Origin of the sequence: Streptomyces sp. NPDC055955, from assembly GCF_042270245.1 — a bacterium.
Taxonomy (GTDB): Bacteria; Actinomycetota; Actinomycetes; order Streptomycetales; family Streptomycetaceae; genus Streptomyces.
The window spans coordinates 71,765-84,185 of sequence record NZ_JBHJYS010000016.1 but is presented as its reverse complement, the minus strand read 5'-3'; the positions used below and the strand labels follow the sequence as shown (position 1 = coordinate 84,185).

General features: G+C 73.3%; 10 protein-coding genes and 1 pseudogene. 7 read left to right on the top strand and 4 right to left on the bottom strand.

The genetic code is table 11. The features are described 5' to 3' along the window. Positions 1-8 precede the first annotated feature (8 nt). A complete protein-coding gene (locus ACFC96_RS28990; RefSeq protein WP_376614888.1) occupies positions 9-887 on the bottom strand; it encodes an RNA polymerase sigma-70 factor in 879 nt (292 codons plus the stop codon). A gap of 182 nt (positions 888-1,069) precedes the next feature. Between ACFC96_RS28990 and ACFC96_RS28985 the strand changes: the two genes are divergently transcribed. After that, positions 1,070-1,900 carry an alpha/beta fold hydrolase gene (locus tag ACFC96_RS28985; RefSeq protein ID WP_376263429.1) on the top strand — a complete coding sequence of 277 codons (831 nt, stop codon included), beginning with the start codon at positions 1,070-1,072 and terminating at the stop codon, positions 1,898-1,900. Between the two features lie 36 nt (positions 1,901-1,936). Here ACFC96_RS28985 and ACFC96_RS28980 read toward each other — a convergent pair. Beyond that, positions 1,937-2,773: pseudogene (locus ACFC96_RS28980) on the bottom strand (EamA family transporter); the annotation flags it as partial. Between the two features lie 47 nt (positions 2,774-2,820). Here ACFC96_RS28980 and ACFC96_RS28975 point away from each other — a divergent pair. The 3 genes from ACFC96_RS28975 to ACFC96_RS28965 all read left to right on the top strand — a co-directional run bounded on the left by ACFC96_RS28975 (position 2,821) and on the right by ACFC96_RS28965 (position 7,610). After that, positions 2,821-4,302, top strand: coding sequence for a PLP-dependent aminotransferase family protein (locus ACFC96_RS28975; RefSeq protein ID WP_376614886.1), 1,482 nt, complete (start codon positions 2,821-2,823; stop codon positions 4,300-4,302). 176 nt (positions 4,303-4,478) lie between these two features. After that, positions 4,479-6,062: an alkaline phosphatase D family protein gene (locus tag ACFC96_RS28970; protein WP_376263433.1), complete on the top strand. Its 1,584-nt coding sequence runs from the start codon at positions 4,479-4,481 to the stop codon at positions 6,060-6,062. A 96-nt stretch (positions 6,063-6,158) separates the two neighbouring features. Next, a complete protein-coding gene (locus tag ACFC96_RS28965; RefSeq protein ID WP_376614884.1) occupies positions 6,159-7,610 on the top strand; it encodes a GNAT family N-acetyltransferase in 1,452 nt (483 codons plus the stop codon). A 152-nt stretch (positions 7,611-7,762) separates the two neighbouring features. On the opposite strand, the gene ACFC96_RS28960 is transcribed toward ACFC96_RS28965, so the two are convergent. Then, positions 7,763-8,974 carry a trans-sulfuration enzyme family protein gene (locus ACFC96_RS28960; RefSeq protein ID WP_376614882.1) on the bottom strand — a complete coding sequence of 404 codons (1,212 nt, stop codon included), beginning with the start codon at positions 8,972-8,974 and terminating at the stop codon, positions 7,763-7,765. Positions 8,975-9,034: 60 nt separating this feature from the next. On the opposite strand from ACFC96_RS28960, the gene ACFC96_RS28955 reads away from it, so the two are divergent. Together ACFC96_RS28955 and ACFC96_RS28950 are read left to right on the top strand one after the other, a co-directional pair. Continuing rightward, the gene (locus ACFC96_RS28955) at positions 9,035-9,529 is read left to right on the top strand and encodes an Lrp/AsnC family transcriptional regulator (RefSeq protein ID WP_116500114.1); all 495 of its coding nucleotides are present in this window, start codon (positions 9,035-9,037) and stop codon (positions 9,527-9,529) included. A gap of 35 nt (positions 9,530-9,564) precedes the next feature. Then, entirely contained in the window at positions 9,565-11,268 is a 1,704-nt protein-coding gene (locus ACFC96_RS28950; protein WP_376614880.1) for a DUF885 domain-containing protein, read from the top strand. A 59-nt stretch (positions 11,269-11,327) separates the two neighbouring features. Here ACFC96_RS28950 and ACFC96_RS28945 read toward each other — a convergent pair whose 3' ends face one another. Beyond that, positions 11,328-11,813 (bottom strand): rhodanese-like domain-containing protein, encoded by a 486-nt coding sequence (locus tag ACFC96_RS28945; RefSeq protein ID WP_376263446.1) that lies wholly within the window; start codon positions 11,811-11,813, stop codon positions 11,328-11,330. Between the two features lie 146 nt (positions 11,814-11,959). Here ACFC96_RS28945 and ACFC96_RS28940 point away from each other — a divergent pair, with 146 nt between their 5' ends. Next, positions 11,960-12,415 (top strand): Lrp/AsnC family transcriptional regulator, encoded by a 456-nt coding sequence (locus ACFC96_RS28940; protein ID WP_116500112.1) that lies wholly within the window; start codon positions 11,960-11,962, stop codon positions 12,413-12,415. Positions 12,416-12,421 lie beyond the last annotated feature (6 nt).

Genomic DNA, 12,421 nt, shown 5'->3' with positions numbered 1-12,421 from the left:
CGAGGACGTCAGGCGAGCGACATGAGCTTGTCCGGGTTGCGCACGATGTATACGCACTGCACGTGGCCGTCGGCGACATCGACCTGGAAGACGCTGTCCGGCTTGCCGTCGACCAGGGCCAGCACCGCAGGCCGCGCGTTGAGCTCCACGATCCGGAAGGTGAATCCGGCGCCGCCGCCCTTGGCGGCCCCGGCCAGGAAGCGGCCGACCTTGTCGGCGGACTCGATGACGCGCAGCGGCGCCTTGGACTTGCCGCCGCTGTCGCCGACGAGACGCGCGTCGGGCGCGAGGAGCGCCATCAGACCCTCCAGGTCCCCGCGCGTCGCTGCCGCGAGGAAGCGCTCGGTGAGGTCGCGCTGCTCGACGGGGTCGACGTCGAAGCGCGGCCGGCGCTCGTCCACGTGCTTGCGGGCACGTCCCGCGAGCTGGCGCACGGCGGACTCGCTGCGTTCGAGCGTGGTGGCGATCTCGGCGAACGGGAACCCGAACGCCTCACGCAGGACGAACACGGCGCGCTCCAGCGGCGAGAGCGACTCCAGGACGACGAGGACGGCGAGCGACACCGACTCGGCGAGCACGGCCGCCTCCGCGGTGTCGGGCGCGGTCGGCCCGAAGTCGGTGACCAGCGGCTCCGGCAGCCAGGGACCCACGTACGCCTCGCGCCGGACCTGTGCCTGCCGCAGCCGGTCGATGGCCAGGCGGGTGGCGACGCGGACGAGATAGGCGCGTGGTTCGCGCACCTCGTCGCGGTCGGCCTGCGCCCAGCGCAGCCAGGCGTCCTGGACGACGTCCTCGGCGTCGGCCACACGGCCCAGCATGCGGTAGGCGACCCCCATCAGGACCGGCCGGTGCTCTTCGAAGACCTCAATCACGGTGTCGGTTGCCACTCCTCCATCCCAACGGACGCGACGGCGCGTGTCCAGGCGGAATCGATGCGGCGGTGACCACAAACGGCTCGACGCGGGCCTCTCTCGCCCCCTCCCCCTTGAACTGGGGGCTACTGAGCGGTAATTGTTGCTGACAAGCCGTCTAAGGAACCGTCGCTCGGGCGTCGGGGACAGGGAGCGACATGGCCGCAGAGGTGTCCTTCAGCATCGAAACCCCCGGTGGCCCCCGTGAGGTGACCGTCGCGTACGAACGCGTGGGCACCGGGGAGCCCCTGCTTCTGCTGCACGGGATCGGCCACCACTGGCAGGCCTGGGCTCCCGTGATCCCGGTCCTGGCCGCCGAACGCGACGTGATCGCGATCGATCTGCCGGGCTTCGGCTCCTCTCCCGCGCTGCCCGACGGCGTGGCCTACGACCTTCCGACGGTGACGGCCACGCTCGGCTCGCTCTGCGCGGCTCTCGGCATCGAGCGGCCGCATGTGGCCGGCAACTCCCTGGGCGGTCTGCTCGCGCTGGAGCTCGGCCGTGAGAAGCTCGTACGGTCGGTCACCGCGCTGTCGCCCGGCGGGTTCTGGTCGCAGGCCGAGCGCCTTTACGCGTTCGGCACGCTGCGCGCGATGCGGCAGGGCGCGCGGGCGCTGCCGGTTCCCGCGATCGAGCGGCTCGCGCGGTCGGCCGCGGGCCGGGCGGCCCTGACGAGCACCATCTACGCCCGTCCCGGCCGCCGTTCACCCGATGCGGTCGTCGCGGAGACGCTGGCCCTGCGCCACGCTCCCGGGTTCGCGCAGACCCTCGCCGCGGGTCTGGAGGTGCAGTTCACGGACGACGTGCCCGACATCCCCGTGACCGTCGCCTGGGGCACCCGCGACCGGCTGCTGCTGCGCCGCCAGGGCATCAGGGCCAAGCACGCCGTCCCCGGGGCCCGCCTTGTGCGGCTGCCCGGCTGCGGTCACGTCCCCATGAGCGACGACCCGGCGCTCGTCTCCCGCGTCATCCTGGACACCAGCCGCTGACCGCACCCCGAACACCCCCGAGCCGAGCGCCACTCCGGCGCCGACGAGCGCGCTGCCGACGGCCTGCGCGGCGCCGTACGTCCCGGTGCCGACGAGCGGCGCGGTGCACGCCGCCGCCACGGGGATGAGTCCGGAGAACAGGGTGGCGCGCTCGGCTCCGACGCGCTGCATGCCGACGTACCAGCACACGAAGCCGATCACCGTGACGACGGCGGCCTGCCACAGCAGAGCCGTCGCCTCGGTGGCGTCGGGTACGCGGAGCATGTCCGTGCCGTCGAGCACCACGCCGACGAGGGCCGACTCCAGGGCGGCGATCCCGCAGACCGCCCAGGACAGCAGCTTCGGGCCGAGGAGGCGCAGCACCGGCACCGCGAGGACGGCGAAACCGACCTCTCCGATGAGGGCCCCCAGGGAGAACAGCAGACCGGCCACGTCCGTACGCCCCCAGCCCTGGACGGTGAACGCGCCGAAGGCGACCAGCAACGCCCCGTGGAGAACGACCCGTTGGGGCCGGCGGCCCGCGAGGAGGGGCACGAGCACCGCCACGACGACCGGGGCGCATCCGACGAAGACGCCCGGGACGGCCGGTTCGGCGCTGCGCTCCGCGGCGAGCACCGCGAGGTTGAAGCCGACCATCCCGACGGCCGCCAGCAGGGCGAGCCGCCCCCATCGGCGCCCCGCGAGGTGGCGCAGCGGCGCCGCGCCGCCCCTGCCCAGCAGCGGCAGCAGAAGCAGGCAGGCGAGGGCGTACCGAAGGAACTGGCCGCCCGCGTAGGGGTAGTTCCCGAGGACGCTGTTGGCGGTGAAGGAGGCGCCGACGAGGACGCAGGCGAGGGCGGCCGGCAGGGCCCCTCGGATCGAGTGCGCGTTCATGGCCCTGACGCTAGGAGGGGTGGCGGCCCGGATTAAGGTCCACGTCCATGACGTCATCGGGGACCAATCCGCGTGCGGCCGGTCCGGGCACGGCGGACGAGGGGAGCCAACCGCCCTCCGCCGCGTGGGAGTTACTCCTGCCCGCCGCGTCGGCGCCCGCACGCGCGCGTGGCCGCAGTCTCCAGGCGGCGCTGCGGGACGCCGTCAGGTCGGGGCGGCTCGCGCCCGGGACACGCCTGCCGTCGAGCCGTGATCTCGCCGCGGATCTCGGCGTCTCGCGCGGGCTGATCACCGAGGCGTACGAGCAGTTGACCGCCGAGGGGTATCTGCGCAGCGGGCGAGGTGCGGGGACGTGGGTGGGCGGGGCGGTGCGCGCCGCGGCGGCCGCCGGTGTGCGGGACCTGGCGCCCCGCCCGCCGGGTACCCGGGCCGACTTCGTGGCGGGCAGCCCCGACCTGTCGCTGTTCCCGCGCGCCGCGTGGGCGGCGGCGCAGCGCGGCGTGCTGGCCGAACTGCCGCACCACATGATGGGCTACCCCGACCCGCGGGGCATCCCCCGGCTGCGGACCGCGCTGGCCGAACTCCTCACGCGGCGGCGGGGCGTGGTCGCCGATCCGGAGCGGATCATCGTCTGTTCCGGGGTGGCACAGGCGGTGACCCTGCTCGGATTCGTGCTGCACGCGCGCGGGGAGCGGTCCGTGGGCGTCGAGGACCCGGGGAGTCCCGATCTCGGTGCGCTGTTCGCCTCGGCCGGGGTCGGCACGACCGCCCTCCCGCTGGACGGCGACGGGCTGGCCATCGGGCCGCTGCGGGACTCGGGCGTGCGCTCCGCGGTGACGACGCCGTCCCACCAGTTCCCCTCGGGTATCGCCTACTCACCGGCGCGCCGCACTCAACTCCTCGACTGGGCACGGTCGGTGGACGGCCTCGTCGTCGAGGACGACTACGACGGGGACTTCCGCTACGACCGCGCGCCGGTGGGCGCGCTTCAGGGCCTCGATCCGGAGCATGTCGCGTACACGGGATCGGTGAGCAAGTCGCTCGCTCCCGGGCTGAGGCTCGGCTGGATGATCGTGCCCGCGGGGCTGACCGACGAGGTCGTCGAGCGCAAGCGCTACATGGATCTCGGCAATCCGGCCCTCGACCAGGCTCTTCTGGCCCGCTTCGTCGAGCGGGGCGACTACGACCGTCAGCTGCGGCGCTGCCAGCGCGCCTACCGCGAGCGCCGCGACACCCTCGTGGCCGCGCTCCACGCCCATCTGCCGGGCGCTCAGGTGACGGGGATCGCCGCCGGACTGCACGTCATCGTCCGGCTCCCCGAGCACTGCGGGCCGCAGTCCGAGCTCCTCGAACGGGCCTCGGCGGCCGGGGTCACCGTCCGCCCGCTGACCCACTACGGCACCTCGGACGGCGGAGACGGCGCGGTGCGCCTCGTCCTCGGCTACGCGCATCTGCCGCCGGCCCGGATCGTGGAAGGCGTACGTCTCCTGGCGCGCGCCGCGGCCCGCGAGGGGGCCACGCGCGCGTGAACGGCGGCGTGGTCGCGTGAGGCGATGCAGCGCGCCGGGTTCCCCGATCCCCAGGGGCAGTTGTTCACTTGGGGTTCGCGTGTGCGCCGTGGTGAGCCCGTAGGTGTGGCTTCGCCGCGGCGCCCCGCAGTGGTGGCACCGCACTGTCGTCGGAACCCGTTTCTGGAGGCGTATTCATGTCACACCGTCCGCCGAGTTCTCTGCCCGGCCGCCGCGGAGTGCTGCGCGGTTCGCTCGCCGCCTCGGCCGCGCTGGCCCTGCCCGCCGTGGGGGCGGCCGCCGCGCCGGCCTTCGCCCGGTCGGGTCGCCCCGAGGCGGCATGGGGTGTCCAGGCAGGCGACGTCGGCGCGAACTCGGGGCTGATCTGGACGCGCTCCGACCGCCCCGCCCGCATGATCGTGGAGACCTCCGCGACGGAGTCGTTCCGCCGGGCCACCACGTGGCGCGGGCCGCTGATCGGCGCGGGCACGGACTTCACGGGCACCACCCGCCTGCGCGGGCTGCCGCCGGGCGAGCAGATCCACTACCGCGTGGTGCTCGCCGACCCCGACGACCCCCGCCGCACGGGCGAACCCGTCACCGGCACGTTCCGCACCACCCCCGTGGGCCGCCGTGACGGGGTGCGCTTCCTGTGGTCGGGCGACATCGCGGGCCAGGGCTGGGGCATCAATCCGGACCTCGGCGGCTATCGCGTGTACGAGGACATGCGCGCCCTGGACCCCGACTTCTTCCTGTGCAGCGGCGACAACATCTACGCCGACGGCCCGATCCTGCCCAGCGTCACCCTGCCGGACGGCCGCGTGTGGCGGAACGTCACGACCCAGGAGAAGTCCAAGGTCGCCGAGACGCTGGCCGAGTTCCGCGGCGCGTTCCGCTACAACCTCCTCGACGAGAACCTGCGCCGGTTCAACGCGCAGGTGCCGTCGATCGTCCAGTGGGACGACCACGAGGTGCACAACAACTGGTACCCGGGCCAGATCCTGGACGACGCCCGCTACACGGAGAAGGACACGAACGTCCTCGCCGCGCGCTCGCTGCGGGCGTTCAGCGAGTACTTCCCCGTGTCCACGCTGCCGCCGGGCGACGACGAGGGGCGCGTGTACCGGGTCCTGCGGCACGGCCCTCTGCTCGATGTGTTCGTGCTCGACATGCGCTCGTACCGCAACGCCAACTCCCCGGGCCGGCAGCCCGACGACGCGACGGGGATCCTCGGCGCGCGGCAGCTGGCCTGGCTCAAGCGCGAGCTGTCGCGGTCGCGGGCCGTCTGGAAGGTGATCGCCTCCGACATGCCGCTCGGCCTGGTCGTGGCCGACGGCAAGGTGAACTTCGAGGCCGTCGCCCAGGGCGATCCGGGAGCGCCGCTCGGCCGCGAGCTGCAGATCGCGGAGCTGCTGCGCCACATCAAGCACGACCGGATCACGGGCACGCTGTGGCTCACGGCGGACGTGCACTACACGTCGGCGCAGCACTACGACCCGTCGCGCGCCGCGTTCCAGGACTTCGAGCCCTTCTGGGAGTTCGTCTCCGGCCCGCTGGCGGCGGGCGGATTCCAGGCGGTGAAGCTGGACGCCACCTTCGGCCCCGAGCAGAGCTTCATCAAGGCCCCGGACCGGGCCAACACCTCCCCGATGGAGACCCCGCAGTATTTCGGCGAGGTCGACATCGACGGCGGCAGCGGCGAACTGACGGTACGGCTGCGGCAGCAGGGCGGCGACGTGCTGTTCTCCCAGGTGCTCCAGCCGGGACGAGTGGGGCAGTAGCCGCCAAACGGGACGTAAGCAGTCTTTACTCATCGGTCACAATGCGTTCGCGATCACGCAACACCGTTCCTTCACAGTGGCTGCATGAGTCCAGACATGTCTGATGTGAGGCGGACCAGGAACGGCCGCCCCGTCCACCACTGGCGGCGCGACGTCGTCGAGCTCGCCGCCCTGTTCACGGCCGTGGCCGTCGCGGACGCCGTGGCGAACCTCGTCGGCCACGGCCCCGACGGCCCCGTGCTGCTCGCCGTCTCGGCCGTGGCACTGCTCGCCACGGCCGGATTCCACACCTGGTGGGCACGACGCCACAACCACGCACCCCCGACAGGCGATACCGAGGCCCGGCGGCTCCCCACGGAGCGCGCCGGGCAGTCGGAACGGTCCGACACAGAGATCCCCGCGGGCGACGGCCCGCAGGCGACGCACCCGGCCACGGCCACCGCGCTGTGGCGCATGCGGACGACGGTCCGTGACGAGCCGGGGTCGCTCGCGTCGCTGTGCACGGCGCTCGCCCCGCTGCGGGTCGACATCCTGAGCCTGCAGACGCACCCTCTGGGTGAGGGCACCGTGGACGAGTTCCTGCTGCGCGCGCCGCAGGAGCTGCCCGCCGCCGAACTCACCCGAGTCGTGTCCCGGGCCGGTGGCTCCGGCACCTGGATCGAGCGCGCCGACGCCCACGACCTCGTGGACGCGCCCACCCGCATCCTCGGTCTCGCCACGCGCACGGCCCTGGACGCCGCCGAACTCCCGCTGGCGCTGCGTCAGTTGCTCGGCCGATGCACCATCAGGTCACTGCCGGCCACGCAGACGAGCGGCCGAAGGACGCAGAGCGCGCCGGTGGAGGGGGCGCTCGAAGGGACCGTGATGCGGCTCCGGGCCCCCGAGGGCGGCGTGATCACCGTGGAGCGGCCGTATCTGCCGTTCACGCCGACCGAGTTCGCGCGGGCCCGCGCCCTGGTCGAGCTCGACGCGCGGCTCGGCCCGCGCATCCCGCGCAGCCAGGACGTCCTGACGCTCCCCGAGGGCAACGCGATCACCGTGCGCCGGGCCGACTCGAACGACGTGGACGAGGCCAAGGCGATGCAGGAGCGCTGCTCACGCGCGACGCTGAGCAAGCGCTACCACGGGCCCGTCGGCGACGCGGACCGCTACCTCAACCACCTGCTCAGCCCCCGCTTCGGCCGCACGCTCGCCGCGCAGACCGCGTCGGGCCGCATCGTCGCCCTCGGTCATCTGCTGTGGGACGGAGACGAGACGGAGATCGCGCTGCTCGTCGAGGACGACTGGCAGCGCCGCGGCATCGGCTCCGAGCTGCTCGGCCGCCTCGTGGCGATGGCGGTCGAGGCGGGCTGCGAGAGCGTGTACGCGGTCACGCAGGCGTCCAACACCGGGATGGTCGCGGCGATGCGCGGTCTCGGGCTGCCCCTCGACTACCAGATCGAGGAGGGCACGCTGGTGATCACGGCTCGTCTGGAGGCGACCGAGGTCAGGTCGCTGCTGCCGCACGACGGTCCCCGCACGGCGTACGAGCAGGCCGAACAGCACTGAGGGCCGGGCCGGCCGGGACCGACTCCACGTGAGCCGGCCCGGACCGGTCCCCTCCTCTTTCGGCCGGTCCGGGCCGGCGGCGCCCCTCTTCCCGGCCCCGTCCGGGCAGGCGCCGCTCCTCCATACGGCCGGTCCGGGCCGGCGGCTCTACGTCACTCCGGCACCCGCAGGCGCGCCGTGGTCGCACGCCCCGTACCTCCGCCCGGCTCCCCCAGCGCCTGGTCCAGGTCCGCCCACAGGTCCTCGACGTCCTCCAGACCCACCGACAGCCGCAGCAGCTTGTCGCTCACTCCGGCCGACCTGCGGTCGGAGGCGTCCACGATGCGGTGGCTGATGGACGCCGGGTGCTGGATGAGCGAGTCGACGCTGCCGAGGCTGACCGCCGGTGTCACCAACCGGACCGTCCGGATCACCTCGTGCGGGTCGCCCACGGTCTCGAAGGCGACCATCGCGCCGCCGATCCGCGGATAGTGCACGCGCGCGACCCGCGGATCCCGGGACAGCCGCGCCGCCAGTTCGGCCGCCGCCGCCGACGCGGCCCGCACGCGCACCGGCAGCGTCGCGAGGCCGCGCAGCAGCAGATAGCCGGCGAGCGGATGCAGCACGCCGCCCGTCGCGAACCGCACCTGACGCAGTTGCCGGGCGAACGCCTCGTCGCACGCCACGACCCCGCCCATGACGTCCCCGTGTCCGCCGAGGAACTTGGTCGCACTGTGCAGCACCAGCCGCGCGCCGTGCTCGACGGGCCGCTGGAGCACCGGCGTGGCGAAGGTGTTGTCCGCGAGGAGCGGGACCGTTCCGCAGGAGTGGGCCACGGCCCGCAGATCGAGTTCGGCGAGCGTCGGATTGGCGGGTGACTCCACCATCACGAGCCCGGTGTCGGGCCGGATCGCGTCCGCGATGCCCGCCGGATCGACCCAGGTCACCTCGGTGCCGAGCGCCCCGGCGGTGAGCAGGTGGTCGCTGCATCCGTACAGCGGCCGGACGGCGACGACATGACGCAGCCCGCCGCCGCCCCGTACGAGCAGCACCGCGGTCAGCGCGGCCATGCCGCTCGCGAAGGCGACCGCGCTCTCGGTCCCTTCGAGCCGGGCGAGCGCGGTCTCGAACCGGCCGACGGTCGGGTTGCCGAGCCGGGCGTACACCGGCGGGCCCTCGTCGACGACGCCGTCCGCCGCGAACGCGTCGATGCGGGCGGCCTCGCCGCGGCTGTCGTACGACGGGTAGGTGGTGGACAGGTCGATGGGCGGGGCGTGCAGCCCGAGTCCGGCGAGGTCGTCGCGGCCGGCGTGCACGGCTTCGGTCGCCAGGGCCCGCCGGTGGGCGGGGCCCGGGCGCGTGCCTGCGTACAGGTCGTTGTCCATGGACGACAGCCTGAACAACGACCGGAGAGGGCGGAACGAACCCCGTGCTACGTTCGGCCGATGGCCGATTCTGTCGTACTCGATCCGGTTGACCTGCACATACTGCGCCTCCTTCAGAACGATGCCCGCATCACCTACCGGGACCTCGCCGCGCAGGTCGGCGTCGCGCCGTCCACCTGCCTCGACCGCGTGACCCGGCTGCGCCGGTCCGGCGTGATCCTCGGGCATCAGCTGCGCCTCGACCCGGCGAAGCTGGGCCGCGGGCTCCAGGCGCTGCTCTCGGTGCAGGTGCGGCCGCACCGGCGCGAGCTGGTCGGTCCGTTCGTGGAGCGGATCCGGGCACTGCCTGAGGCGCGGTCCGTCTTCCATCTGACGGGCCCCGACGACTACTTGGTGCATGTCGCCGTCCGCGACACCGCCGATCTCCAGCGGCTCGTGCTCGACGAGTTCACCGCGCGCCGCGAGGTGGCGCGCGTCGAGACCCGGCTGATCTTCCAGCAGTGGGAGTGCGGCCCGCTCCTGCCCCCGTCGGCCGACGCCGTGGGTGAATCCTGATGACGCGGCCCCCCACCCCGTACGACCATGGCGTCATGTCAGATTCGCCAGCCACAGCAGCAGCCGTCACCGGACCGCTCCCGCGCGAGGTCGCCGACGCCTACGTCGACGAGCTCGTCGCCCTCGACCCCGTCACCGGCACCTACCTCGGCGTGCCCGAGAGCCACAGCAAGCTGCCCGATCTCTCACCCGCAGGTGTGGAGGCCCTCGCCGGTCTCGCCCGGGCGACCCTGGCCCGGCTCGACGAGGCCGAGCGCAGGCCCGGCGCCGACAGCGCGATCGAGCGCCGCTGCGGGCGGCTCCTGCGGGAGCGGCTCACGGCCGAACTCGCCGTGCACGACGCGGAGGAGCACCTTCGCGCCGTCACCAACCTCGGCGGGCCCGTGCACAACGTGCGGGAGGTCTTCACCCTCACGCCGACCACGACGGACGCCGACTGGGCGGCCGTCGCCGAGCGGCTGCGCGCCGTTCCGGCGGCGCTGGCCGGATACCGCGAGACGCTGTCGCTGGGCCTGGCGAAGAAGCTCCACGCGGGACCGCGTCCCACCGCCACGTTCATCGAGCAGCTCACCGAGTGGGCGGGCGGAGGGCGCGGCTGGTTCGAGGACTTCACCTCGGACGGGCCCGACGCGCTGCGCGCCGAGCTGGACGCGGCGGGCGCCGCCGCGACGGCCGCGGTGGTCGAGCTGCGCGACTGGATGCGCGACGTGTACGCCTCCGCGATCGAGGGCGCGCCCGACACGGTGGGCCGTGAGCGGTACGCCCGCTGGTCGCGCTACTACAACGGCACGGACCTCGACCTGGACGAGGCGTACGCGTACGGCTGGGCGGAGTACCACCGGCTGCTCGGCGAGATGAGGACCGAGGCGGAGAAGATCCTTCCCGGGGCGGCGACACCGTGGGTGGTGCTCGCGCACCTCGACGAGCACGGCACGCACATCGAGGGTGTGGAGGAGGTGCAGCGCTGGCTCCAGAACCTGATGGACGAGGCGATCGAGGCCCTCGACGGCACCCACTTCGAACTCGCCGAGCGGGTGCGGAAGGTGGAGTCCCGGATCGCCCCGGCCGGCAGCGCCGCGGCGCCCTACTACACGGCGCCGTCCGAGGACTTCACGCGGCCGGGGCGCACCTGGCTGCCGACGATGGGCCAGACCCGGTTCCCCGTGTACGACCTGGTGTCCACCTGGTATCACGAGGGCGTGCCCGGACACCATCTCCAGCTCGCCCAGTGGACACACGTCGCGGACAGCCTCTCCCGCTACCAGGCCGGTATCGGGATGGTGAGCGCCAACGCCGAGGGGTGGGCGCTGTACGCGGAGCGCCTGATGGACGAACTGGGCTTCCTCAAGGACGCCGAGCAACGGCTCGGGTATCTGGACGCGCAGATGATGCGCGCGGCCCGCGTCATCGTCGACATCGGTATGCATCTGGAGCTGGAGATCCCGGCGGACTCGCCGTTCCACCCGGGCGAGCGGTGGACGCCCGATCTCGCGCAGGAGTTCTTCGGGGCGCACAGCAGCCGGCCCGCGGACTTCGTGGAGAGCGAGCTGACCCGCTATCTGTCCATCCCCGGGCAGGCGATCGGCTACAAGCTGGGCGAGCGCGCGTGGCTGCTCGGCCGGGCCAACGCGCAGGCCAGGCACGGGGACGCGTTCGACGCGAAGGCCTGGCACATGGCGGCTCTCTCACAGGGGTCGCTCGGCCTCGACGACCTGGTGGACGAGCTGTCCCGGCTGTGACTCCGCCGCGGGCGGCGGCCGGTGGGGCCGCCGCCCGTACGGCGGTCCCTCTCGCGGTGTCAGCAGCCGCAGTCGTCCGAGTCGACCGGCGCCGTCAGCGGGTCGGCGTCGCGCCGCGCGGGCCCCTCCCACGTCTCGTACGCGAAGCCCTCCCGCGCCCAGTACTCGAAGCCGCCGAGCATCTCCTTGACCTGGAAGCCGAGTTCGGCGAGGGCGAGGGCCGCGCGCGTGGCGCCGTTGCAGCCCGGGCCCCAGCAGTACGTGACGACGGGCACCGCCTTGTCGAGGAGCTGCCCGGCCTGCTCGGCGATGAGCGCGGTGGGCAGGTGGACGGCGCCGGGTACGTGTCCCTGGTCCCACGAGGCGGTGGAGCGGGTGTCGATGACGACGAAGCCCGGGTCCCCGCCGGCGGCGAGCGCGGAGGCGACGTCGGACACGTCGGCGTGGAAGGCGAGGCTCGCGCGGAAGTGGGCGGCGGCCGCGGCGGGGGACGCCGGGGGCACACGGAGCACGGCGTTGGGGGTGGCGGTGGTGGTCGCGGTCATGATGTCGGCCTCCCTGGCGGATCGCTGCGGGCCGCACGACCGTGCCGCCCTCGACCAGAAATCTACGATCCGTGGCGATCTTCCTGAAGTGACGATCCCCGGCATCCCTCTTGATCGGCCGGGGATGTCCCTGCTATTCCTGCCACATGACCGGCGAATCCCCGTACACCCCCGATGCCACCGACTGGCGCATCCTCGACGTCCTCCAGCGCGAGGGCCGCGCGAGCTACGCCGAGCTCGCGAGGGCCGTCTCCATGTCCGCGAGCGCCGTCACCGAGCGGGTGAAGCGCCTCGAGGAGGCCGGGGTGATCGCGGGATACGCGGCGGTGGTCGTCCCCGAGCGGATCGGCCTGCCCATCCTCGCGTTCGTCCGGCTGCGCTATCCGAACGGGCACTACAAGCCGTTCCACGACCTCGTCGAGGTGACGCCGGAGATCCTTGAGGCGCACCACGTCACCGGTGACGACTGCTTCGTCATCAAGGTCGCGGCCCGCTCGATGAAGCACCTGGAGGAGGTCTCGGGCAGGATCGGCGCGCTCGGCTCGGTGACGACCAGCGTGGTCTACTCGTCCCCGCTCCCCCGGCGGCCGCTCGGCCACTGACCCGCC

Coding starts and splice junctions, on each gene's coding strand:
- ACFC96_RS28945 (WP_376263446.1), bottom strand. CDS start 11,813: ATGACCGCGACCACCACCGCCACCCCCAACGCCGTGCTCCGTGTGCCC.
- ACFC96_RS28975 (WP_376614886.1), top strand. CDS start 2,821: ATGACGTCATCGGGGACCAATCCGCGTGCGGCCGGTCCGGGCACGGCG.
- ACFC96_RS28985 (WP_376263429.1), top strand. CDS start 1,070: ATGGCCGCAGAGGTGTCCTTCAGCATCGAAACCCCCGGTGGCCCCCGT.
- ACFC96_RS28960 (WP_376614882.1), bottom strand. CDS start 8,974: ATGGACAACGACCTGTACGCAGGCACGCGCCCGGGCCCCGCCCACCGG.
- ACFC96_RS28970 (WP_376263433.1), top strand. CDS start 4,479: ATGTCACACCGTCCGCCGAGTTCTCTGCCCGGCCGCCGCGGAGTGCTG.
- ACFC96_RS28965 (WP_376614884.1), top strand. CDS start 6,159: ATGTCTGATGTGAGGCGGACCAGGAACGGCCGCCCCGTCCACCACTGG.
- ACFC96_RS28940 (WP_116500112.1), top strand. CDS start 11,960: ATGACCGGCGAATCCCCGTACACCCCCGATGCCACCGACTGGCGCATC.
- ACFC96_RS28950 (WP_376614880.1), top strand. CDS start 9,565: ATGTCAGATTCGCCAGCCACAGCAGCAGCCGTCACCGGACCGCTCCCG.
- ACFC96_RS28955 (WP_116500114.1), top strand. CDS start 9,035: ATGGCCGATTCTGTCGTACTCGATCCGGTTGACCTGCACATACTGCGC.